The 22,792-nt window shown below is 60.1% G+C and carries 17 protein-coding genes; 5 read left to right on the top strand and 12 right to left on the bottom strand.

From position 1 onward, the window contains the following. Positions 1-6: 6 nt before the first annotated feature. The 5 genes from ACXIQ9_RS01805 to thrS all read right to left on the bottom strand — a co-directional run bounded on the left by ACXIQ9_RS01805 (position 7) and on the right by thrS (position 7,672). A complete protein-coding gene (locus ACXIQ9_RS01805; RefSeq protein ID WP_459015223.1) occupies positions 7-2,127 on the bottom strand; it encodes a M3 family metallopeptidase in 2,121 nt (706 codons plus the stop codon). A 62-nt stretch (positions 2,128-2,189) separates the two neighbouring features. Next, positions 2,190-3,812, bottom strand: a complete 1,623-nt coding sequence (locus ACXIQ9_RS01800; RefSeq protein ID WP_010316748.1) for an NAD(P)H-quinone oxidoreductase subunit 4 — start codon at positions 3,810-3,812, stop codon at positions 2,190-2,192. A 154-nt stretch (positions 3,813-3,966) separates the two neighbouring features. Further along, positions 3,967-4,911: a homoserine kinase gene (gene thrB / locus ACXIQ9_RS01795; RefSeq protein WP_247478072.1), complete on the bottom strand. Its 945-nt coding sequence runs from the start codon at positions 4,909-4,911 to the stop codon at positions 3,967-3,969. Between the two features lie 31 nt (positions 4,912-4,942). Further along, positions 4,943-5,947: a glucokinase gene (glk, locus tag ACXIQ9_RS01790; RefSeq protein ID WP_459015220.1), complete on the bottom strand. Its 1,005-nt coding sequence runs from the start codon at positions 5,945-5,947 to the stop codon at positions 4,943-4,945. A gap of 6 nt (positions 5,948-5,953) precedes the next feature. Then, positions 5,954-7,672: a threonine--tRNA ligase gene (gene thrS / locus ACXIQ9_RS01785; RefSeq protein ID WP_459015783.1), complete on the bottom strand. Its 1,719-nt coding sequence runs from the start codon at positions 7,670-7,672 to the stop codon at positions 5,954-5,956. Positions 7,673-7,824: 152 nt separating this feature from the next. On the opposite strand from thrS, the gene ACXIQ9_RS01780 reads away from it, so the two are divergent. Continuing rightward, positions 7,825-8,187 (top strand): DUF2605 family protein, encoded by a 363-nt coding sequence (locus ACXIQ9_RS01780; RefSeq protein WP_459015218.1) that lies wholly within the window; start codon positions 7,825-7,827, stop codon positions 8,185-8,187. Here ACXIQ9_RS01780 and ACXIQ9_RS01775 read toward each other — a convergent pair. From ACXIQ9_RS01775 to ACXIQ9_RS01755, 5 genes are all read right to left on the bottom strand, one after another. Beyond that, positions 8,178-8,840 (bottom strand): glycoside hydrolase family 24 protein, encoded by a 663-nt coding sequence (locus ACXIQ9_RS01775; RefSeq protein WP_296420797.1) that lies wholly within the window; start codon positions 8,838-8,840, stop codon positions 8,178-8,180. The genes ACXIQ9_RS01780 and ACXIQ9_RS01775 overlap by 10 nt on opposite strands. A gap of 210 nt (positions 8,841-9,050) precedes the next feature. Next, a complete protein-coding gene (trpS, locus tag ACXIQ9_RS01770) occupies positions 9,051-10,079 on the bottom strand; it encodes a tryptophan--tRNA ligase (protein WP_459015215.1) in 1,029 nt (342 codons plus the stop codon). A gap of 61 nt (positions 10,080-10,140) precedes the next feature. Next, on the bottom strand, positions 10,141-10,584 hold the full coding sequence (locus ACXIQ9_RS01765) for a hypothetical protein (RefSeq protein ID WP_459015213.1): 444 nt from the start codon (positions 10,582-10,584) through the stop codon (positions 10,141-10,143). 19 nt (positions 10,585-10,603) lie between these two features. Further along, complete coding sequence (locus tag ACXIQ9_RS01760; protein WP_247478085.1) at positions 10,604-11,116, bottom strand: hypothetical protein; 513 nt, start codon at positions 11,114-11,116, stop codon at positions 10,604-10,606. After that, positions 11,109-12,038 (bottom strand): cation diffusion facilitator family transporter, encoded by a 930-nt coding sequence (locus ACXIQ9_RS01755; protein WP_010316761.1) that lies wholly within the window; start codon positions 12,036-12,038, stop codon positions 11,109-11,111. The genes ACXIQ9_RS01760 and ACXIQ9_RS01755 overlap by 8 nt, the downstream gene beginning before the upstream one ends. Positions 12,039-12,229: 191 nt before the next feature. Between ACXIQ9_RS01755 and ACXIQ9_RS01750 the strand changes: the two genes are divergently transcribed. The 3 genes from ACXIQ9_RS01750 (at position 12,230) to ACXIQ9_RS01740 (ending at position 15,748) form a co-directional block, all read left to right on the top strand. Further along, entirely contained in the window at positions 12,230-13,549 is a 1,320-nt protein-coding gene (locus ACXIQ9_RS01750) for a YcjF family protein (protein ID WP_459015211.1), read from the top strand. Between the two features lie 186 nt (positions 13,550-13,735). Beyond that, the gene (gene psbA / locus ACXIQ9_RS01745) at positions 13,736-14,812 is read left to right on the top strand and encodes a photosystem II q(b) protein (protein ID WP_010316763.1); all 1,077 of its coding nucleotides are present in this window, start codon (positions 13,736-13,738) and stop codon (positions 14,810-14,812) included. A 102-nt stretch (positions 14,813-14,914) separates the two neighbouring features. After that, positions 14,915-15,748, top strand: coding sequence for a PfkB family carbohydrate kinase (locus tag ACXIQ9_RS01740; protein WP_459015781.1), 834 nt, complete (start codon positions 14,915-14,917; stop codon positions 15,746-15,748). Positions 15,749-15,889: 141 nt separating this feature from the next. Here the strand turns inward: ACXIQ9_RS01740 and ACXIQ9_RS01735 are convergent, their stop codons facing one another. Beyond that, positions 15,890-16,183, bottom strand: coding sequence for a cell division protein SepF (locus tag ACXIQ9_RS01735; RefSeq protein ID WP_010316767.1), 294 nt, complete (start codon positions 16,181-16,183; stop codon positions 15,890-15,892). Positions 16,184-16,270: 87 nt separating this feature from the next. Here ACXIQ9_RS01735 and zupT point away from each other — a divergent pair, with 87 nt between their 5' ends. Beyond that, positions 16,271-17,146: a zinc transporter ZupT gene (gene zupT / locus ACXIQ9_RS01730; RefSeq protein WP_459015208.1), complete on the top strand. Its 876-nt coding sequence runs from the start codon at positions 16,271-16,273 to the stop codon at positions 17,144-17,146. Between the two features lie 269 nt (positions 17,147-17,415). On the opposite strand, the gene ACXIQ9_RS01725 is transcribed toward zupT, so the two are convergent. Further along, positions 17,416-22,674 carry an Ig-like domain-containing protein gene (locus ACXIQ9_RS01725; RefSeq protein WP_459015206.1) on the bottom strand — a complete coding sequence of 1,753 codons (5,259 nt, stop codon included), beginning with the start codon at positions 22,672-22,674 and terminating at the stop codon, positions 17,416-17,418. Positions 22,675-22,792 lie beyond the last annotated feature (118 nt).

Here is a 22,792-nt window from a genome sequence, read left to right as displayed (position 1 = left end):
CTGGACTTAGACGGCTACCAGGCCGGAGTGGCGAATCAGAGCATCGCTACTGGGTTGACGCCCCCGGAAGGCCTCAAACACCTGCTTGGGGTCCAGGCTGCCGCCAAGGCTCAGGACCGTGTTGCGGAAGCGGCGACCGGTCTCGCGAATTTGGTCTTCGTTCTCCAGGCCGACGTCCTCAAAGGCTGCGAAGGCATCGGCACTGAGCACCTCGGCCCACTTGTAGGAGTAGTACCCCGCCGCATAGCCGCCGGCGAAGATGTGTCCGAAGGAGCAGAGGAAGGCGTCCTCGTCGATGGGGGCCAGCACTGAGGTGGTGGTAGCGATCTCCCTTCGGAGGGCCTCCGGTGTCACACCGGACTCCGGCGTCCACTGGCTGTGCAGACGCAGGTCCACCAGGGCGAAGTGCACCTGACGCAGGGTCGCTGAACCGCCCATGAAGGTCCGTGCGGCCAGCAGTTTGGAGAATTCGCTCTCGGGTAGGGCCTCACCCGTTTGCCAGTGACGGGCCATCCCCATCAGGGTGGCGCGGTCGTAGCACCAGTTCTCCATGAACTGGCTGGGCAGTTCAACGGCATCCCACTCGACGCCATTGATGCCGGCCGCCTGGGGGTGCTCCACGCTCGTGAGCATGTGCTGCAGACCATGGCCGAACTCATGGAAGAGGGTCTCGACCTCGTCAAAGGTCATCAGGCTCGGCGTCTCTCCGACCGGCGCACTCTGGTTGCAGATCAAGTAGGCCACCGGCAGGACCACGCTGCCGTCAGTGCCCTTGGAGCGCACCAGGCATTCATCCATCCAGGCGCCACCTCGCTTGCTGCCCGGACGGCTGTAGGGATCGAGGTAGAAGCCAGCCACGGGTTGGCCTTGCTCGAGGATGCGGAAGAAACGCACATCCGGATGCCAGATCGGCGCCTCCCCATCGGCCGCCTCGATCCGGATTCCAAACAGTCGCTCGCTCAGGGCAAACAGCCCATCGAGCACCTGCGGGAGGGGGAACCAGGGCCTTAGGGCTTCGCTGTCGAGTTCAAAACTCTTTTGGCGAAGGATCTCAGCCCAGTAGCTGATGTCCCAGGGCTGCAACTCAGTCGCTTCTGGGGCGCCGTGGGCTTGGGCGCAGTTAGCAAGCGCCTGCAGTTCCTGCTGGGCAATCGGGTAGGCGGCGCCTCGCAGGTCCTCCAGCAGCGACTCCACGGCCTGCTCGGAGTCGGCCATCTTCGAGGCAATGCTCAACTCCGCCCAGTTGGCAAACCCCAGCCGCTCCGCCTGTTGTCTGCGCAGCGTCAGGATCTCTTCGATCAGCGGCCAGTTGTTGAGGTCACTGCCGTCTTGACCTGAGGCACGGCTGACGTGGGCCTTGTAGACCTTCTCGCGCAGATCACGCCTGCGGCTGTACTTCATGAAGGGGACGTAGCGGGGCATGTCCAGCCCCATCAGCCACGGCCCTTGCTCAGCACTGGCGTCCTCGTCGCCGGCCTGGCGTGCCGCTTGGGCCAACTGCCCCAGCAGGCTTGCCGGTAGACCTTCGACCTCGGCGGCGTCCGTCAGTCGCAGGGTCCAGTTGTTTGTGGCATCGAGCACATGGTTGCCGAAGCGGGTCGAGAGTTCCGCCAAGCTCTGACTGGCACTGTTGAAGGCCTCTTTGCTGGCGCCACTGAGGCCGACCCCGCGCAGCTTCATGTCCCGAAGTTCGGCATCGAGAATCCGTTGTTGGGTGCCATCCAGGCCAGAGCGACCCGCCTCGAGTTGCTGCAGGGCGCGATAGATCACCTGGCTCTGGCCAGCACGGTTGCCGAATTGGATAACCGAGGCCTGTTGGCTGGCATGGGCATCCCGCAGCTCTGTGCTGTTGCAGACCCCGTTGAGGTGACTGACTACACCCCAGCTCCAGCGCAGCCGCTCACCCAGCCGCTGCAGTGGAGCCATCACATCGTTCCAGCTCAGTGTCTGGTTTTGCTCGAGTCTCTGGCCTAAAGACTGCTCGAGGTCCCCCAGTTCGCTCTCCAGGGCCTGCATCAACGCCGGGATGTGCTCGCTGACGGCCTCGGGGGTGATCGCCTCAAAGTTCGGCAGGCCTTCGCCCCGCAGGATCTCCGGTTGAGCGTTGGCAGCGCTGCTGACAGTCATCGGGGCTGAGGCAAAGGGCCTTGTTCGGCCCATTCCAGCTCAGGGACTGACGCTGCGGTGAATTAGCCGAGGGCGGGTAGCCGAAGGGCCACGACGGCGTGCTGCGCCAGGTCGTTGGCAAGGGCCGTGGTGGTCGCCTCATAGAGATCAATCGCCACTCGAGGCCAGAAGCCAATCACGAGGGTTGGGACGAGCAGGGTGAGTCCAATGACCAGTTCCCTAGGCTTCATGTCGCCGAGAACCGCCAGCGCCGGGATCCGGGGTCCAAAGAACACCCGTCGGCAGAGGCTCAACAGGTAGATCGGGGTCAACACCACACCGATGGCCGCCAGGACAACGGCGATCACCCGGAAGCCCACGGTGAAGCCGTCATTGCTCGTCACGCCAAGGAACACGGTGATTTCACTGACGAATCCACTCATGCCAGGCAGGGCCAGGGAGGCCAGGGAGCTGGCGACAAAAAAGGCGAAGGTGATCGGCAGAACCTTCGCCAATCCCCCCATGTTGGGGATCGAGAGGGTTTTGGTCCGCTCGTAGAACACGCCGGTCACGAAGAACATCGCGGCGGCGATCAGTCCGTGGCTGATCATCTGCAGCATTGCTCCGCTCATCCCCAGGCTGTCGATGGCACCGATGCCGAGCAGCACGAAGCCCATGTGGCTGACGGAGCTACAGGCGATACGCCGTTTGACGTTGTCCTGGGCCAGGGCGTTGAGGGCGCCGTAGACGATGTTGACGATGCCCAGAACGATCAGTGCGGGCGCCAGCTGCAGGTGGGCTTCCGGCAACATCTGCACGTTGAAGCGCAGCAGGGCGTAGCCCCCCATCTTCAGCAGCACCCCAGCCAGCAGCATCGAGACCGGTGCATTGGCTTCTCCGTGGGCATCGGGAAGCCAGGTGTGGAGCGGGAACATCGGCAGTTTCACGCCGAATCCCACCAGGAATCCCAGGTAACAGAGCAGGCCGAAAAGGCCGCCTGGAGAGCGGGCAATCAGTTCGCTCAGGTTCAGGGTGAAGGGACCGTTGAGGGCAAGGGCCAGGCCGCTCAACAGGATCAACAGCGAGGCCGTCGCCGTGTAGAGGATGAACTTGGTGGCCGCGTATTGACGCTGCTGGCCGCCCCAGATGGCGATCAGCAGATACACAGGAACCAATTCGAGCTCCCAGGCCAGGAAGAAGAGCAGGAAGTCCTGGGAAAGGAAGACCAAGGCCTGGGCAGAGGCCTGCACCAGGAGCAAAGCGAAGTAGAGCCGGGTTTTGGTCTTGATGTTCCAGCTGGCGGCCACCGACAGCAGGGTGACCAAGCCAGAGAGCACCACCAGCGGGGCTGAGAGTCCATCGGTGGCGAGGGACCACTCCAGGCCGATGGCGGGAACCCAGGCGAAACGCTCAACCAGTTGCAGGCCCGCGATCGAGCCGTCGTAGTGCTGGCTGTAGACGTAGAGCATCAGCCCTAGGTCAGCCAACAGGGTCGTCAGGGCAACTGTTCGCGGGAGCTTGGGGTCCGTGCCATCACCGGGCAGGAGCATCACCAGCGGTGCGATCGCGATCGGAAGCAGAGCGATCAGGCTGAGCCAGGGAAAGGTTGTTGGCGCCGCCAGCATTCCCTGGGCGAGGGCGGAGTCTCCAAACGCGGAGCCGGGAATCGCAGCGGACGCGGCCATCAGGGGCAGGTTGGCGTCCATCGCGTGCACGGCTTTTGGGTATCGAGGGCGATGTCCCGTATCTGGGTTCAGCCCTCAAGGGACTCAACCCTCCTCCTACGGGAGGTGCCTATCAAGGAAGAAATCTACCAGTGAGACCGATCTGGTCTAGGCATTTCTACTCAGGTTGAGTGGCCTAGGAGGGCAGGTGCTCCCAGCGGCTTCCGGCCTGGTGGAGCTGCAGCACCTGGGAGCGGGAGGCCACCCCAGCACCCTCCCAGGCCCGAACCATGGTTTTGCTGACGGCCACCGCCGAGTCTTCCGGGCAGAGGGCCAGGATGCTCGGCCCGGCGCCGCTGATGACGCAGCCCCAGGCCCCCGCGGCCATGGCGGCCTCGCGCACCTCCTGGCCCCCTTGGATCAAGCCCCAGCGATAGGGCTCGTGGATGCGGTCGTGCATCCCATCGGCGATCAGGTCGCCATTCCCGGTGCGTAGTCCCTGCAGCAGCAAGGTCAGGCATCCGAGGTTGGTCACGGCATCGGGAATGGAGATGGCCTTCGGCATGACCCGTCTGGCTTCGCTCGTGGACAGACGAATGGCCGGGATGGCCACCACCACCATCACCTTCGGGTCCCATTCGCAACGCACCACGCGCCAGCGATGGGAGGCGGCTCGAGCGGTCAGGCAGAGGCCACCGAGCAGTGAAGGAACCACGTTGTCCGGGTGCCCCTCAATGTCGATCGCCAGCTCGAGCAGCTTCTCGCGACTGAGCTTCTCGCCGATCAGCGCGTTGGCCCCCATCAGGCCGGCCACGATGGCTGTGGCGCTGCTTCCCAGTCCCCGTGCTGGTGGAACCGCCAGGCGGACCCGCGCTTCGACAGCAATCGGCTCTTCCCCTGCTTCTTTCCAGACCCGCTGGGCGGCGCGGTAGACGAGGTTGTCCGGGCCGCCCCGCAGGTGCGATCCCTCGCTGCCTTCGATCACCAGTTCAAACCGCTCGCCACTGCCTTCGATGCAGCGCATCTCGAAGCGGTTGTTCAGATCCAGGGCCGCTCCGAGGCAATCAAAGCCGGGACCCAAGTTGGCTGTTGTGGCGGGGACATCCACCACAACCCCCTGTCCAATGCGGGGGCGGGCCATGCGCTCTGTTCTGCTGGGGTCAGTGTCCCACTCAGGCGTTCAACAGCCGAGCCCGGCAAGCGGCACTGAAGAGTCCAGTCTCGCTGTCGATCAAGGCGTGGACAGGGATTTGTTCCACAACGGCGTTGAGCCGTCCTTTGTTCAAGAAGGCCCCAAGGAAGCGCTCTGAGCGCAACTCATCGAGAAGCTTGCCCGCTGTGCCACCTCCCAGCCAAAGCCCGCCATAGCAAAGGCTTTGCAGGGCAAGATCCCCTGCGCAGCTTCCGTAGGCCTCCAGCCAGAGATCCAGGGCTTTGCGGGCGAGGGGATCGCCAGCCGCTGCGGCCGCAGCGGTCGCAGCAGGCAACTCGGTGTCGGCCGTCTTCATCAGGGCATGGTTGCGTCCGTCGGGATGGGTGGCCAGGCGCCAGCGCATCACGTCGCCCAGTCCCGTGCCGCTCACCACCCGTTCAATCGAGAGGCGCGGCAGACCGAACTCGGCCATCAACCAGGTCTTCAGTTGCCACTGCTCCTCGTTGCAGGGGGCGAATTCGCCATGGGAGGCCTCGCTGGCCATGGCCTGCAAGCCCCCTGCCGTGGGCACTCCGATCGCTACCCCCAGACCGGTCCCGGCCCCAAGAATCGCGATCGGCGCCTTGGGGTCGCCGCCGCCCGCAGCCGGCTGCCGCAGGGTCGTCTGTTGCTCTGGCTGCAGGTGAGGCAGCCCATAGATCAGAACGGCAAAGTCGTTGACCAGCTCGAGCACCTCGAGCTGGCAGGCGCGGGCCAGTTCCACCTCATCCAGCAGCCACGGGAGGTTCGTGAGTTTCACCCGGCCCTGGCGCACCGGACCCGCAATCGCGAAACAGGCCTGGCGAGGTCGCTCCAAGCAGGACGCCTCCCCGTCGAGGAAGTGATTGACCAGGGCCGAGAAATCAGCCCAATCGGCCGAGACGAAACGCTGACTGGCCTTTTGAATCAGTGCCGTTCCTTCGACGCTGTATAGGCCCAGCAGGGTCTTCGTGCCGCCAATATCACCGGCTAGAAGCGTGGTCATCGGAGATCAGCGGGGGCTGATCTTGAGCCCCGCTTCCCGATCTTGATTCGCTTCCTTGGCAGCGGCCACAACGGTCTCCAGCTCGATGCTGCCCAGGTCGCCCTCCCGGCGGCTGCGCAGGCTGATGGTCCCGCCTTCGGCCTCCTTGGCGCCGATCACCCCCAGAACGGGGATCTTCATCTGTTCGCCATTGCGAATCAGCTTGCCCAGGCGGTCACCGGAGTGATCCACGCTGGCGCGTACGCCGGCCGCCTTCAGGGCCGCTGCGACGGATTCGGCGTAGCCGGCGACCTCATCGGTCACTGGCAGCAGGCGGATCTGCTCGGGTGCCAACCAGAAGGGAAAGTCACCGGCGTAGTTCTCGGTCATGATCCCGAAGAACCGCTCCAGTGAGCCAAAAATGGCGCGGTGGATCATGATCGGCCGCTGCCTGGATCCGTCCGCTGCCACGTACTCCAGGTCGAAGCGTTCAGGCAGGTTGAAGTCCAGCTGGATCGTGGAGCATTGCCACATCCGGCCGATGGCGTCCTCGATCTTGAGGTCGATCTTGGGGCCGTAGAAGGCACCACCGCCTTCGTCGATCTTGTAGGCCCATCCCTTGCGCTCCAGCGCTTCGATCAAGCCCTGGGTGGCGAGATCCCACACCGCGTCTTCGCCGATGGACTTCTCAGGCCGGGTGGAAAGGTTGATTTCGTAGTTGCGGAAATCAAAGGTCGAGAGGATCTGTTCGGTGAGATCCAGGATCGCCAGGATTTCGTCGCTGATCTGCTCCGGCAGGCAGAACACGTGGGCGTCGTCCTGGGTGAAGCCCCGCACCCGCATCAGGCCGTGCATCACACCGGGACGCTCGTAGCGATACACCGTCCCGAGCTCGGCCCAGCGGATCGGTAGCTCGCGGTAGCTGCGCAGGGTGCTGGCGTAGGTCAGCACGTGGAACGGGCAGTTCATGGGCTTGAGCTGGTACTCCCGCTCGTCCACCTGCATCGGGCCAAACATCGACTCGCTGTAGAAGTCGAGGTGGCCAGACGTCTTCCAGAGGCTGATGTCAGCCACGTGGGGGGTGTAGAGCAGCTCGTAGCCGGCGTTGAAGTGGAGCTCCCGCCAGAGGTTCTCGATCAAGAGGCGCATGCGGGCGCCGCGGGGATGCCAGAAGACCAAGCCAGCGCCGGCTTCGTCCTCAATCGAGAACAGGTCGAGGTCGGTCCCGATCCGGCGGTGGTCCCGGCGCTTGGCTTCCTCTTGCCTGCGCTTGTATTCGCTCAGCTGTTCTGGGGTTTCCCAGGCGGTGCCGTAGATCCTCTGCAGCTGGGCATTGTTCTCGTCGCCACGCCAGTAGGCGCCTGCGACGCTCTCAAGGTCAAAGGCCTTGGCATTCAGTTCCTTGGTGTTGCTGACGTGGGGGCCTGCACAGAGGTCCCACCAGTCCTCGCCGAGGGTGTAAAGGCTGATGGGTTCTTGGATCCCGGCCAGAATTTCCAGCTTGTAGGGCTCGTTCTGGGCCTGGATCCGGCTTTCGGCCTCCGCTCGGCTCACCTCCAGACGCTCCAGCGGAAGCTTCTTGTTGATGAGCTTGATCATTTCCTTCTTGATGGCCTTGAGGTCGGCCTCAGTGAAGGGATCGGGGTTATCGAAGTCGTAGTAGAAGCCGTTCTCGGTCCAAGGTCCGATGGTCACCTGGGCCTTGGGGAAGAGGCGCTGGACCGCCATGGCCATCACGTGGCTCATGGAGTGGCGGATACGCAGCAGCTGCTCGCTTTCGCTGGTTTTGGGCAGGTGCACCGTGGCTGCAGGCTCGGCAGTACGGGTCGCGGTCACGGCAACGGCATAGCAACCCCGATCCTACGCAGCGCAATTCAGACCATTACTAGGGTGTGGGGGTGAGCAACCCCCAAGAACCCCAGGCTGAGTCGGCCGAATTGCTCGACCACTTGCTCGAGTCACTCTTTGGTGACTTTCGCTATTGGTTCCAGCGCGGTTTGGTCCTTCTGGATCACGCCCCCGATCACCTGGTGCCACCGGTGGAACAGCGGGAGTTTCGTTCCGCCCTGGAGGAGGCGCTTCAGGCGATCGCTGCCGCGAAATCACTCCGGGCCGCCTGCTCGACTCCCATGGCCGTTGATATGGATGCCATGACCCCTTGGCATCGCCTGATGATGCGGGTCTGGAACCTCTCCGCGATGTTGCGGGTGGCGGGAGTGCCGCTTCCGGAGCAGGAGCGCCCCGATCCTCCTCAGGCCTGAGCCCAGCGGCTGCGCTTCAGTTGCTTGAGGTTGGATTCGTAGAAGTTGGCCAGCTCCGCAGCCTTCTTCACGGGTTGGCCGTAGGCGCTCAGTCCGTTGTGGCTAGGGAAGGAGGCCCACTCCTTGGACAGCACGGCCATCACCCCGCGGGTTAAGCCGCTGCGGTCGACTTGATCGAGTACACCGCGGCGATCCACCAGATACAGGGCCGCTTGGTCCTGGTTGTGGGGCTTGAAGCTGCGAAGGCTCAGTTTGTTTGCGGCTTCTTTCCACGTGCCGGGCAGGAATTGATAGGCACCTGCGGCCGCGCTCGTGTAGCGCTTCACCACCACCACATCAGGGTGTTTGGCAAGGCTGCTGAAACGCCCGCCGCCGTAGAGGGTGCGATAGCCCTCGGGGCCTTGTTTCCAGGTGCCCTCGGCGTAGCGAATGGTGTTGAGCAGGGCCCGGCGCTCCGGGGTGATTGCATACAGCTCTCCGTCCTCGGTCTCGCTGGCAGCTGCCACGATCTGCTCTAGTGACTGATCCACCTCGACTCCCTTGGAGGGAGCCACGAGGGGGCCAGCGGCCAGAAGCAGCAGACCCAGTGAGCAGGCCGGAGCGGCGGCACGACTGGGCTTGAGGGAATGCTGGAGCGAATGACGAATTGGCAAGCGGCACAACGTCGCAGTCCATTGAGACTGCTGGCTAGCCGAGTCTCAAGGTGAGACTTCCCGTCCGAACTGGACAAGTGCTGCCTCGATGTGCTGCAGGTTGATTTTTAGTTCTCCAGGGCGATTGGCGAGGTTTTTGGTTGGCCAATGCGCCGCGACGAATTAGCCACCTTTATCTTTCCTTCCGTTTTTGATTAGCGGCTTGGGGCCTCAGTTCGCCTTGAGGAAGCCCAGGGCCTCGCGGGTTCGCTCCAGAGTGGCCTGGGCCACAGCATTGGCGCGTTCGCTGCCGGCTTTGAGGACGCGGTCCAGTTCGGCGGGATCAGCGCTCAGGTCGTTGTAGCGCTCTTGAATGGGGCGCAGCGCTTCGACCAGCGTCTCGGCCAGTAGGGGCTTGAAGGTTCCCCAGCCCATCGCGGCACACTCAGTCGCGGCGGCCTCACGACCTTTGCCGCTCAGCAGGGCATAGAGCCCCAAGAGGTTGTCGGTTTCGGGGCGCTCTGGGTTGCCAAATTCGAGGCCCATCACGGGATCGGTTTTGGCGCGCTTGACCTTCTTGGTGATCACCTCAGGCGAATCCAGCAAATTGACGCGGGATCCTTCGTTGGGGTCGCTCTTGCTCATCTTGCTGCGCCCGTCGGTCAGGCTCATTACGCGGGCACCCTCCTTGAGGATGAGCGGCTCGGGCACCTTCAGGACGGGGATGGGCTCGCCTTCGGCATCCCGCGGGGCAAAGCGAGCGTTGATTCGCTGCTGGGCGATGTCTCGGGCCAGCTCCAGGTGCTGTTTCTGGTCCTCGCCAACGGGCACGAGGTCAGCGTCATACAGAAGGATGTCCGCCGCCATCAACACGGGGTAGTCCAGAAGGCCAACGGAGACTTGGTCCCCCTGTTTGACGGCCTTCTCCTTGAACTGGATCATCCGCTCCAACCAGTTGAGCGGTGTGACGCAGTTCAGGAGCCAACAGAGCTCGCTGTGGGCTGAGACATGGCTCTGGACAAAAACCGTCGCTTTCTCAGGATCGATTCCGCAGGCGAGATAGAGGGCGGCGGTGTTGCGCGTGTCATGGGCCAGGGCGGCCGCGTCATGGGGCACGGTGATCGCGTGCAGGTCCACGACACAGAAAAAGGTGTCGTGGGTCTCCTGCAGTCCGACCCAGTTGCGGATGGCTCCGAGCCAATTGCCCAAATGCAAGGCGCCAGTGGGCTGAACTCCGGACAGGACCCTGGCGCGTTGCATGCGAGCTGGCGAAATGTTCGCCGGATTCTGCCTGGAGGCAGGACCCGGCAGCGGCCTCGAATCAGGCCTCGGTGGTCTCTTCGGTGGTGGTTTGCTCTGCTGCCACTTCGGTGGTTTCCGACGAGGCTTCCTCGCTCACGGTCTCCTCTTGAGGGACGGCGGCTGCTGGTTTGGCGGGACGGGCAAACGGATTGGGGCGGTTGCCAGGGCGCTCATTGCGCTCGCCACGACGGTCACCGCGCTCGCCCCGTCCCCGGGAACCGGCACTGGCCTTCTGCTGGGCAACGATGTCGTCAATCCGGCCCTCTTCGATCAGCTGGGCCACGGTGCGCAGGGACAGGCCCAGGGCTGCCACGGTGGAACGGACGCCAAAAGCCTCTTGCACGGCGCGGGCGGCGCGCATCTCGTTATCGCTCAGGCGAATGCGGAACCCGCCACCTTCGCGAGGACCGGGGTTGCCTTGGGACTGCTCGCCCGAATTCCGCTGGAAATCACCGTCGGCCATGGCCGCACACCTGAAGAAGTCAGCGGCAAGTGTGCCCTACCGACAGTGAGGCCGGCCAGTGCCAAATCAGGCGATGGTGTTCTGGACTGCCTGCTCGTGCCAAGACCAGTACCGGCAAAGGATTTGGTCCCTCCGATTCGATGCTGCTTCGGTAGCGCGAGAGCAGGTCGAGGTAGGCCTGCAGCGTCCAGCCATGGCAACCCTGATCTTGTGCGGCCCAAAAGCGTTGGAGCGCCTCGGAGCAGGCCACCTTCCCGAACTCATCCCAACATTGCTCTTCCGCTTCTGCGCTCGAGAAACCGGCGCGGATCAGGTTGCGGAAGCGAATTAACTCTGGGGCTTCACCACTGTTGTCGGGTGGTAAAACCGCGCTGAGCCTGCTGATGGGCAGGATCTGCAGCCGCAACCAGCAGCGCTCGAGCAGGGCAATGGGCCGATCGCCATCCCAGCGAGCCAACAGTTGTTGGCGGTCACTGAGATCGGCCAAGAGCTGCTGCTGATGGGGGGTCAGCCAGCGCAGGAGCTCAGCCATGGGTCCCCTGGAAGGTGATGGTGGATTCCGCGTACTCCCGTGGTTCCAGGTGGATTGTGCAGCGAACGGGTCCAAAGCGCCGCTCGAGATGCTCCTCCACGAGCTCGGTAATCCGATGGGCTTTTGGCAGGTCATCGGCATCCACCACCATGTGGAGCTCAATGAACACGCGCTGACCCAGAACCCCGCGGCTGGCGATGTCATGGACGTTGAGGACTCCAGGGACGCCCATCGCCGTCTCGTGGATGGATTCCGGTGCAATGGCGATTTGATCGACCAACCAGGGCAAGTTGGTCTTCAGCACCTGCCAGCAGACACGGATCAAGAGGACGCAGAGCGGGATGGCCATCGCCACGTCCAGCCAGGTCTGCTTGAACAGAACGACCCCACAGAGACCGACCAGGACCACAACGGTGGTCCAGATGTCGCTGGTGGTGTGTTTGGCATCGGCTAACAGCAGCTGGTTGCCCAGGCGTCTGCCCTCACTGCGCTCGTATCCGGCAAGCAGCAGATTGCAGCCCAGGACGATGAGGAGCAGCAGCAGCTCCTGGCCATCCAGGCGGATTGGTGGCAGGCCCGAGCTGATGCGCTCGAGGGCTGTGCGCACGATCTCAAAGGCCGTCAAGCAAATGAAGCCCGCAATCGCTAGGGCTCCGACCGCTTCGTATTTGTCATGGCCGTAGGGGTGATCGCGGTCCGGCTTGGGGTCCGAGAGGCCATTGGTGATCAGCCCCAGGAGGCTGGACAAGCCATCGGTGGCGCTGTGCATGGCATCCGCCAAGAGCGCAAGGGATCCGCTCAAGAGACCAATGATCAGCTTGAGCAGCGTCATCGCCACGTTGACCCCGAGGGCCACCAGCAGGACCCTCTGGACCTCGGACCGGCGGTCGGCCCGCTCGTTGGTTTGGCCAGCAAGACCCATGGCCAAGAAGGCTCATTGAGTTCCTCCCACGCTATTGGGTCTGGGCATGGGTTAATAGCTGAGCTAAAGAGTTGGCGCGGCCGCCGAATTCAGGCTCCCCATTGACGGTTCCTCAGGTCTCAGCTGAATCCCCATCGCCGAGGCCCGTCTCACTGGGGGAGGAGCTCAAAGCGCAGGTTCTGCGCCAGGGAATGCGGCATTGGCCCTGGCTTGCGGCAGCAGGCGGCGGCTGGATGGTGCTGGAGTCCCTCCATGGGCCCCTCTCCTCGCTGATGGGCTTGGGTGCCGCAGGGGTCGGCCTCTGGTTGCTTGGCGGGCGCATGCATCCAAGCGGTCAGCACCTGCCTCAGTCCTCCGAGGGTTGGCTTGAGCGCTGTGAGGCGGTTCTTGAGCAGTTCCAAGTGCTGCAGGCAGCCAGCACTGAGGAGGGTCGTGCTCAGGCCAAGACCTTTGAGCTCCACCAGACTCAGCGCCGCTCTCAGCTGGAGCTGTTGCGTCAGCGCCAAGAGGAGACCTGCATTCAGCTGGCCCTGGTGGGGACCGCAGCGTGGAGCGCTTCCGAGCAGGAGCAGCTGTTGTGTCACTGCCCCTCTGTGCATCCACTTCGGGTGCATCGCAGTCACGCCCTGCCCTTGTCTCCTCAGTCCTGGCAGTGGCCGGAGGTGTTTCGCCACTGCGAGCTGCTGCTGTATCGACTCGATCTGCCCCTGACGGCGGCTGACTTGCGCTGGCTTGAAGCCCTGCCAGAGCAGCAACGGGTGGGAATTCTGGTGCGCACGAAACTGGAGCTCGAGAGTTCCGCCCAGCTCCAGCAACTCGAGCAGCAGCTTCCCGTTCATCTGCGCGGGCGCTGTTGGCCGCTTGCGGCCCAGGAGGCCAGTGGCTGGCGAGACCTCACCTCCTGGTTCGCGGAATCCACACCGCTGAGCCGGGAGCGCAACCAACAACGCTGCCTGCAGGAGTTGCATGCGTCTTGGCAGCTTGAACTCGAGGGCCTGCGCCGCCAGCACTGGTCCCGTTTGCTGCAACGCACCCAGTGGACCGTGGCGGCGGGCGTCGTTGTGGCGCCGCTTCCCAGCTTGGATCTGTTGGTGCTGGCCGCTGCCAATGGCTTGATGCTGCAGGAGATGGCCAGGCTTTGGAATTGCCCTTGGTCCCTTGAGCAACTGCAAGCCTCGGCGTCTGAGTTGGGCAAGGCGGCGCTGAGTCTGGGGGTTGTCGAGTGGAGCTCTCAAGCCATGGCGTCGGTGGTGAAGTGGCACGGTCCGACATGGCTTGTGGGGGGTGCCATGCAGGCCCTCAGTGCCGCCTATCTGACCAGGGTTGTGGGCCGGGCGATGGCTGACTACATGGCTTTGGCCGCCGGCGTTCCCGAAGCGGAGTTGGATGCTCTCTTGCAGCGCCAAGCTCCCCTGTTGGTTGCCCGCGCGGCGGACGAGGAGAAACTGGACTGGAGCGCGTTTTTGGTATCTGCGCAGCAGTGGCTCAAAGAACAATCGGCCCCCGCCTAATCGCCAGGCCGCACAGACTCGAGCGCTATACATAGCTTCATGAAGCCTTCATGAAGCTCTTCATGAACATTTTGGTTCTTTCCTGAATTTAATTTTTGCTCCAGGAAATGTTTTCTAGGGGCTCCTAGGTTTTGCAGGCTGCATCTGCGGCATTCGTACTCATTTGGCTCGATTGGGCCTTCCCCTATGACCACTGCTCTTCGTAAGAGCGGCTCCAGTTCTTGGACGCAGTTTTGCGAGTGGGTCACCAGCACCGACAACCGCATTTATGTGGGTTGGTTCGGCGTCCTGATGATTCCCTGCCTGCTGGCCGCCACCATTTGCTTCATCGTTGCCTTCATCGCCGCCCCGACGGTGGATATCGATGGCATCCGTGAACCTGTTGCCGGATCCCTGATCTACGGCAACAACATCATCTCTGGCGCTGTCATCCCCAGCAGCAATGCCATTGGTCTGCACTTCTATCCCATCTGGGAAGCCGCCAGCCTCGACGAGTGGCTGTACAACGGCGGTCCGTATCAGTTGGTGGTTTTTCACTTCCTGATCGGCATCTCCTGCTACATGGGCCGTCAGTGGGAACTCTCCTACCGCCTCGGCATGCGCCCCTGGATCTGCGTGGCCTATAGCGCTCCGCTGTCTGCTGCTTTTGCAGTGTTCCTGGTGTATCCCTTCGGTCAGGGCTCCTTCTCCGATGGCATGCCCCTGGGCATTTCTGGAACCTTCAACTTCATGTTGGTGTTCCAGGCTGAGCACAACATCCTGATGCACCCCTTCCACATGCTTGGTGTGGCTGGTGTCTTCGGTGGTTCCCTGTTCTCCGCCATGCACGGCTCCCTGGTGACCTCCTCCCTGGTGCGTGAAACCACCGAGAGCGAGTCCCAGAACTACGGCTACAAGTTCGGCCAAGAGGAAGAGACCTACAACATCGTGGCTGCCCACGGTTACTTCGGTCGCCTGATCTTCCAATACGCCTCCTTCAACAACAGCCGCAGCCTCCACTTCTTCCTGGGTGCTTGGCCTGTTGTCGGCATCTGGTTTACGTCCATGGGCGTGAGCACCATGGCCTTCAACCTGAACGGCTTCAACTTCAACCAGTCGATCCTGGATTCCCAGGGTCGTGTGCTGAACACCTGGGCTGACGTGCTGAACCGCGCCAACCTCGGTATGGAAGTGATGCACGAGCGCAACGCTCACAACTTCCCCCTCGACCTGGCTGCGTCCGAGATCACCCCGGTGGCTCTGACTGCACCGTCGATTGGTTGATCTCAACCACTGGCTGATTTCAGCCAAACCTGGAGCCCCCGCTTTGGCGGGGGCTTTTTCGTTGCCGTTGAGGGGTTTTGATGGGACAGCAGCTGTCTTGGACTGCCGTTGTCTTCCTCTTCAGCCCTGCCTCCCCTCCGCCTAGCCGTGGTCGGCCACGTCGAGTGGGTGCAATTCCTGGCGGTTGATCAACTACCTCGACCGGGTGCCATTGGCCATGCGCTCCGCAGCCTGGAGGAGCCCGCCGGTGGTGGCGCGGTCGTGGCGGTCCAGATGGCGCGGCTGACCCAACAACCCGTTCAGTTCTTCACGGCCCTGGGGCGGGATGCGGTTGGGGAGGCCTGCGTGCAACGCCTCCAAGCCTTGGGTCTTGAGCTTCATGTGGCCTGGAGGGATGCTCCGACCCGGCGGGGCCTGAGCCTGGTGGATCTCGGAGGGGATCGGGCGATCACGGTGATCGGAGACCGCCTGAGCCCGTCCCTCAGTGATCCGTTGCCGTGGGAGGACCTGGCGGACTGCGATGGACTCTTCGTCACGGCGGCTGATGCGCTGCTCCTGCGCGCCTGCCGCGCCTCCAAGGTTCTGGCGGCCACACCGCGGGTCCGTCTACCCGTGCTGCAGGAGGCCGCTGTTCCCTTGGATGCCCTCATTGGCAGTGGCCTGGATCCTGGAGAGGCGGTGGATCCCACACAACTCACACCCGCGCCCCGGGCCTTGATCCGCACCGAGGGAGCCGCCGGAGGCCACAGCGTTCCAGGCGGCCGGTACGACGCGGCTCCGCTTCCAGGGCCCCTGGTGGAGAGCTATGGCTGCGGCGATAGTTTTGCGGCAGGTGTCGTCACGGGCCTTGCGGCCCAGCGGTCGCTGGCTGATTCCATCAGGCTGGGCGCCCAGTGCGGAGCAGCTTGTGCCACACGCTTTGGTCCCTATGGCTAACCGACTTGGTCGCCTGGCCCTGCGGGTCCTCAGGGTGACGGCAAGCACCGCCTCGATCATTGAGCTTCTGCGCTCTGATTGGACCGGAGGTGTCTCGGCTGGGCTGGCCTGGCTGTTGTTCGTGCAGTTGGAGCGCCGGGTTCAGGCCGGTTCGACGCATGATTCCGAGGAGCCGCTGAGCTGACTGACGCCGACCCCGGCCGGTGCACAGAGGTAGGTCCCATCACCCACACGCTCCATTTGGCCGTCCAGGGCATGGACGGCGCCGGCCACGAAATCGAGGATTCTCTGCGCTTCGCTGGGCTCCATTCCTTCGAGTTGCAGCACGACGCATTGGCGCTCCCGCACCGCTTCGACGGCATCGCTGGCCTGCTCGAACTGCCGGCAGCGCAGCACCGTGACCTGCGGGAGCCAGATCCCAAATGGCGTCTGCATGGCCCGCTCGTGCAGCGATGTCTGTGTTCTGCCCCATGTGGGGGCATCTGTCTAGGCGTTGCGGGTCGAGCCCGGGATTGTTGAAACGTGCCTGGATCGGCCGATTCGCCCACCAAGGGCCTCCTGGCCTGCGATTATCGAACTACCTTTGCCGAGGAGCCGGGCTTGGAAGCGCTGGACCACCAGGTACTGCCGGCCTTCCTGCTGACCCTCGGCGCAGGCCTCTCGACAGGGATCGGCAGTTGGCTTGGCGTGCTCAGCCGGCGCTTTAGCCCGGGATTACTGACGAGTGCCCTGAGCTTTTCTGCCGGGGTCATGATCTTTGTCTCCTTCGTGGAGATCTTCCCGAAGGCCCGCCAGTCCCTGACGCCTGCCCTGGGCACCAGCACGGCCTATCTCGTCACGGTTCTGGCCTTTTTTGCCGGGATGCTGGCTCTGGCGCTGATTGATCGCTTGCTCCCTTCGCACGAGTTGGCGATTTTGCCTTTGCGCGAAGGCTCCGATTCCTCTGCACTGATGCGCACTGGGCTGTTTTCGGCCCTGGCCATCGCGATTCACAACTTTCCCGAGGGGTTGGCGACCTTTGTGGCGGCGCTTTCTGAACCCCGGCTTGGCATTGGGATTGCCATCGCCATTGCCATTCACAACATCCCGGAGGGGCTCGCGGTCTCAGCGCCCGTCTATTACGCCACCGGTAGCCGAAGCAAGGCGTTCTGGATTTCCTTTGCCTCGGGCTTGGCGGAACCACTCGGAGCGCTGATCGGCTACGTCTTTCTGCGGACCTTTCTCAATGACGTGGTTCTGGGCCTGGTGTTTTCCAGCGTCGGCGGAATCATGGTCTACATCTGCTTCGACGAGTTGCTCCCGGCGGCCCAACGCACGGGCGCTAAGCACCACCTGATGATGTTTGGGGTCACTGCGGGGATGCTCGTGATGAGCATCAGCCTGGTGCTGCTGACCTGAAGCGCTCGATGGTTTCCGCTTCCGACCAGCGCTGGTGTTGTGGTCGCGGTTTCTTACAAGTCTCAGTGGCTACAATTGGTTTGAAGTGCCTCCCTTACCAGTTATTCCCTTGTATGTTGTGATCGCTGGGGTCGCTATAATTGGAATTGACCAGAGTGATACTTAGCAAAGGAAGCGTGAGTTTTCCCGAAAAGGTTATCTCGTTGACGTGATTAATCCTCAGCTGAGCGTGGTCTGATTTCGGTTTTCTTGATCGCTGAGAAATGAGATCATGTGGTGAACATATTCTTGAATGTAAATCCTATAATAAGGTCATCATAGTCGAGGTCCCCACCGCCGATGGTGTCCTCTAGGCCGAATAAATTGTCGCCTAAAGTTTTGAAGTGTGAGAGCCCATCGGGATTGGCGCCGGGATAGGCGAAAAATATGTTGCCGTTTACTTTTGTGTATGGCGCTAGATGGCTAAACTCGGTGAGTTCAAAGTCAGCGGTTTTAACTTGATTGTCGGCAACAGTTATATTGTCTATCGTGGTTACTATATTGGAGTCGAGCAATGCGGCCGCTGCATATCCGTCTTCGCCTGGAGCGATGATTGAGCCATAAGCATCAAGAACGCTGCCCTCAGTGTCAACCGTGCGATAGAAGCCAGTCAGCGAATCAAGGTCTGCTTCTCTTGCTGTGTAGAGGGTTCCTGAGACGGTTTGCTCTTCTGTAAATGTCGTGAAATCTAAGCTGCATGCGATGTCTTGCTGTTTTGCAATCAGGGCCCCTATTCCTGGATCTACATCGTGCTGGGTGAGCAAAAAATCTATTTCGTCTTCACCGCTTATGGAGATGCTGCCATCGGTATTTATCTTGTGATCGAGCCAGGAAAAGCGTGGATCACTGAGGCTGCTCAGATCACTGAGGCTTGAGTTAGCTGTGGAGAAGAATCGAATGCTCTGGCCGTTAAGCAGTAGGAGCGATCGGTTGAGAGAATGGGCTTCATGCATTGTGACGTCGGTCGCCTCGAGGCTGTGGAAGAGGCTGACAGCTTTGTTCTTGAGTTGATCAAGATTTGCAGGGATGGCATCTGCCTTCCTTTCCTCCCCAGCCGACACGATGATGTAGCCGATGGAGTGAGTGGTGCTGCTTCTCGATGTGAGTGAGGCTTGGAGGTACAGTACGGCTGCGACCGTGCTGTTTTCTGGATCCGCGAGGGTGAGTAACCCATTATCTTGTGAGGAGAAGATGGGATCCAGGCCAACGGTTGCAGCGGTAGTTTGCAGGCTCAGGTAGCCATTGCTCCGGCTATCGAGGTCACCTGTGCCTCCATCGCGATAGCTGATCGAGAGGACATCGCCAAGGCCATCTCCATCAATGTCGTAGAGGGAGCCGCCGGTTCTGGTGATGGGGTTGTAATTAAAAGGGGAGAGAGCCCCTTGATCGTCGATGTTATAAAGAGTGAATTTAGTGTTAGAACTGCGTTTGTTATTGTCGGCAAGAGTGATTTCGGGGGCTACGCTCGCAAGGTCGAGAGTGATGTTGACTTCTGTTTCCTGTCTTGAGCTATCTAATCTTTGATCCAGTTGCATAAGCCTGCTAGCGAGCGTTATTCCTTTCTTGGCTAGTTCTGCGAGTTCGGAAGCGGAGGTGGCGACTGATGTGGTGGCGAGTGTAATGGCAGTCTTGAGTCTTTTGAGTCTTGACTGAAGATGTAGATAGACTTTGTCTGAACTTGTATCGATGGAGAGTGTGAGGGAGTTATTGGAGTCGGAACCATCAATATTGGTGTTGCCAGCAGAATCAGAAAAGACGCCTGAGGCGACTGAAATCACGCCGTCTTGTGTGCTGTTGGTGTTTGGAATGAAGGTAGCGGAATAGGAGGTGCCGGAACCTGAGAAGTTAGAGAGGGATCCGCCGGAGATTGATAGGTCGGATGCGGAGAAGTCAGTCGAAGATTTCGAGAGGGTGAAGTAAACGGTTGCGGTTTGGCCTGCTTTAAGCGATGTGAGATCGGAGGAGAGCGCAATGCTGGGCCGTATGGTGTCGATGAAGAGTGTGAGGAAGTTATTGGATTCAGAACCATCAATATTGGTGTTGCCAGCAGAATCAGAAAAGACGCCTGAGGCGACTGAAATCACGCCGTCTTGTGTGCTGTTGGTGTTTGGAATGAAGGTAGCGGAATAGGAGGTGCCGGAACCTGAGAAGTTGGAGAGGGATCCGCCGGAGATTGATAGGTCGGAAGCGGAGAAGTCAGTCGAAGATTTCGAGAGGGTGAAGTAAACGGTTGCGGTTTGGCCTGCTTTAAGCGATGTGAGATCGGAGGAGAGAGCGATGCTGGGCCGTACGGTATCGATGGAGAGGGTGATGGAGTTGTTCCAGTCGTCGCCATCCTCATTAAAAATCCCAGAACTGGAGAAAGCATTATTTCCAACGCTAATGACACCATTGGCTGCGCTGTTGGCTGTGGGTATGAAAGTGGCGGTATAGGTGGATCCTGATCCGGCGAAACTGTCGACTAAACCACCGCTGATGGAAAGATCATCAGCGGTGAAATCCACAACTACGTCTGAGAGGATGAACGTCAGTGTGGCTGTCTCACCTGCTTTCAGTGATGTTGAGCTGGTGAAGAGAGCAATGCTTGGACGGCCGTTTTCATCTCTGAGTCCGATAATGCCAGCTGATTGGCGACTGGTCAGAACCTCAGCGGCTGAGCCGCTCAGCGATGTTATGGATGAAGCATTGATGATTCCTGATGTGTTGCCATCGAGGGTGTTGAGAACAGAGGCTGCGAGAGTGGTGTCGCTGAGAGTGACGGCCTCATTGCCAAGGCCAGTGATTCCAGAGCCATTGGCGGAGTAGGCGGAATTGATGTCGGCTGCAGCACCAGTCAGTGTTGTTATCGATGTGGCATCGATGGTGCCTGAGGTATTGGAATCGAGAGTGTTGAGAACAGAGGCTGCGAGGGTGGTGTCGCTGAGAGTGACGGCCTCATTGCCAAGGCCAGTGATTCCAGAGCCATTGGCGGAGTAGGCGGAATTGACGTCTGCTGCAGCACCTGTGAGTGTTGTTATGGATGTGGCATTGATGGTGCCTGAGGTGTGGGCATCGAGGGTGTTGAGAACAGAAGCACTGAGGGATGTGTCGGTGAGGATTGCGTTCGCATTGCCGAGGCCGGTTATTCCTATTGAGTTGAGAGCTGTACTGATGTCTGCAGCCGTACCAGTTATTGACTCAATGCCTGAGCCATCGATGATGCGTGTCGTGGCATTGTCGATTTCATTCAGATCGACCGCTTCAATGTTTGCAATGGTGAAAATCAGTAATTCGTTCCCAAGTCCACTAATCCCGATTGATGTGTATAGGTTTGCGATTTCACTGACGGAGCCTCTGATGGTCGTGATCGATTGTGCATCGATATCTACAGTTGTCGTCTGATTGAGGATATTGAGATCGTCAGCATCAACGGTTGTATCCGTGATGGTGATGTTGTAGGCGTTACCGGTTTCAGTGAGTGCAGCAAGAGTTGCGAGATCGCCATCGGAGAGTGTGGCGGTGACGATGCCAATGGTTGCTGCTGCGAGTGTGTTGGCCTCTGCGGTTGTTGCAACACCGCCGTTGACATGGACGGAAGCACTGTTAAGGCCCGAAATACTAGTTGATGCATAGACACTAATCAGATCGGCTGCAGTGCCAGTAAGTGTCGTTATGGAGGAGGCGTCGATCGCTCCCGACGTGTTGCTATCGAGTGTGTTGAGTGCAGAAGCATCGAGTGACGTATCGGTTAGAGTGATGTCTTCATCACCGAGGCTTGTTATCTCACCGGAGGAGTGGGCGGCGTAGGCGGTAATGAGATCATCAGCGTTGCCGCTGAGTGTTGTTACGGAGCCGGCATTAATGATTCCTGTGGTGTTGGTATTAAGGGTGTTAAGAACAGAAGCACTGAGGGATGTATCGGTGAGGGTGACGTCTTCATCGCTAAGGCCAGAGATGCTGCCAGAGCTGTTGGAGGCGTATGCGGTATTGATGTCATCGGCGGTGCCGTTGAGGGTGGTGATATTGCTGGCATCGATGATTCCTGTGGTGTTGGCATCAAGGCTGTTAAGAACCGAAGCATTCAGGGATGTATCGCTGAGGGTGATGTCTTCATTGCCAAGGCCAGAGATGCTGCCAGAGCTGTTGGAGGCGTATGCGGTATTGATGTCATCGGCGTTGCCGTTGAGGGTGGTGATATTGCTGGCATCGATCGTTCCTGTCGTGTTGCTATCGAGTGTGTTTAGAACTGAGGCCTCTAGGGTGGTGTTGCTTAGGGTTATATCTTCATCACCGAGTCCAGTGATGCCTGAGCCATTCGCGAGGTAGGCGGTACTGATGTCTGCTGCATCTCCTTCAAGAGTCGTAATGTTGGTTGCATCTATTGTCGCTGCTGTGTTGTTATTAAGGGTATTGAGATCAGATGCGTTAATCGTGTCTTCAGTGAGTGTTATGCTGGTGATATTAAGGCCAATTATTCCGGTTGCTGAGAGTGCAATGTTGCGTTCTTCTGTTGTTCCGGAAAGTGTTGTTATCCTTGAGGCATCGATTGTTCCGGTCGTTCTCTTGTCTAGTTCATTGAGAATAGATGCATTTAAAGTGGTGTCTGACAGAGTGATGTCTTCATTGCCAAGGCCCGTGATTTCACCGGAGGAGTGGGCGGCGTAGGCGGTAATGAGATCATCAGCGTTGCCGCTGAGTGTTGTTACGGAGCCGGCATTAATGATTCCTGTGGTGTTGGTATTAAGGGTGTTAAGAACAGAAGCACTGAGGGAAGAATCAGTAAGGGTGACGTCTTCATCGCTAAGGCCAGAGATGCTGCCAGAGCTGTTGGACGCGTAGGCGGTATTGATGTCATCGGCAGTGCCGTTGAGAGTGGTGATATTGCTGGCATCGATGATTCCTGTTGTGTTCCCCTCGAGGGTGTTGAGAACAGAAGCATTGAGGGATGTATCGGTGAGGGTGACGTCTTCATCGCTAAGGCCAGAGATGCTGCCAGAGCTGTTGGAGGCGTATGCGGTATTGATGTCATCGGCGGTGCCGTTGAGGGTGGTGATATTGCTGGCATCGATGATACCTGTGGTGTTGGTATTAAGGGTGTTAAGAATAGAAGCACTGAGAGAAGAATCAGTAAGGGTGACGTCTTCATTGCCAAAGCCTGAGATGCGTCCAGAGCTGTTGGCGGCGTAAACGGAATTGATGTCCGCTGCCGCACCGGTGACTGTCGTCACCGAAGGCGCATCAATTGTCCCTGTTGTGAAGCTAATTAGGCTGTCTAGTTCAGCCGTACTCAGCGATGTGTCTTCGACCGATATGCTTTCGTCGCCAAGTCCAGTTATTCCTGGGAGCTCATATAGAGATTTGATGTCGGCGTAAATGCCAGTGATGCGAGTTGCAAAAGACGCATCAAAACTGTTGTTGTTGCTTGCAAGTATTATATAGGTCGCTGCTACAGTAGCCATCTTATTCTTGCTTTGCTGCTCCTCGAGTGTGTCTGTGAGCCTTCGCTCCACGCTTTTGTTGACTATATAGCCTCGAGTCGGTTTCTAGTTGCACGTCCTTGCGCAATCCTTGAATGGCGAAACGTTTCTTAGCGTTCCCTTTTTGGGGCTCTTCTTTGAGTGATCTCGG

It is taken from the genome of Synechococcus sp. LTW-G (genome assembly GCF_054459035.1).
The sequence above is the reverse complement of the archived record's forward strand: the minus strand, read 5'-3'. Positions and strand labels throughout refer to the sequence as shown.

Bases quoted from the DNA above. Each gene is read 5' to 3' on its own strand.
- ACXIQ9_RS01760 (WP_247478085.1), bottom strand. From the start codon at position 11,116: ATGGCTGAGCTCCTGCGCTGGCTGACCCCCCATCAGCAGCAGCTCTTG.
- thrB (WP_247478072.1), bottom strand. From the start codon at position 4,911: ATGGCCCGCCCCCGCATTGGACAGGGGGTTGTGGTGGATGTCCCCGCC.
- psbA (WP_010316763.1), top strand. From the start codon at position 13,736: ATGACCACTGCTCTTCGTAAGAGCGGCTCCAGTTCTTGGACGCAGTTT.
- ACXIQ9_RS01800 (WP_010316748.1), bottom strand. From the start codon at position 3,812: ATGGACGCCAACCTGCCCCTGATGGCCGCGTCCGCTGCGATTCCCGGC.
- ACXIQ9_RS01750 (WP_459015211.1), top strand. From the start codon at position 12,230: ATGCGGCATTGGCCCTGGCTTGCGGCAGCAGGCGGCGGCTGGATGGTG.
- trpS (WP_459015215.1), bottom strand. From the start codon at position 10,079: ATGCAACGCGCCAGGGTCCTGTCCGGAGTTCAGCCCACTGGCGCCTTG.
- ACXIQ9_RS01805 (WP_459015223.1), bottom strand. From the start codon at position 2,127: ATGACTGTCAGCAGCGCTGCCAACGCTCAACCGGAGATCCTGCGGGGC.
- ACXIQ9_RS01765 (WP_459015213.1), bottom strand. From the start codon at position 10,584: ATGGCCGACGGTGATTTCCAGCGGAATTCGGGCGAGCAGTCCCAAGGC.
- ACXIQ9_RS01755 (WP_010316761.1), bottom strand. From the start codon at position 12,038: ATGGGTCTTGCTGGCCAAACCAACGAGCGGGCCGACCGCCGGTCCGAG.
- ACXIQ9_RS01735 (WP_010316767.1), bottom strand. From the start codon at position 16,183: ATGCAGACGCCATTTGGGATCTGGCTCCCGCAGGTCACGGTGCTGCGC.
- glk (WP_459015220.1), bottom strand. From the start codon at position 5,947: ATGACCACGCTTCTAGCCGGTGATATTGGCGGCACGAAGACCCTGCTG.
- thrS (WP_459015783.1), bottom strand. From the start codon at position 7,672: ATGAGCCACGTGATGGCCATGGCGGTCCAGCGCCTCTTCCCCAAGGCC.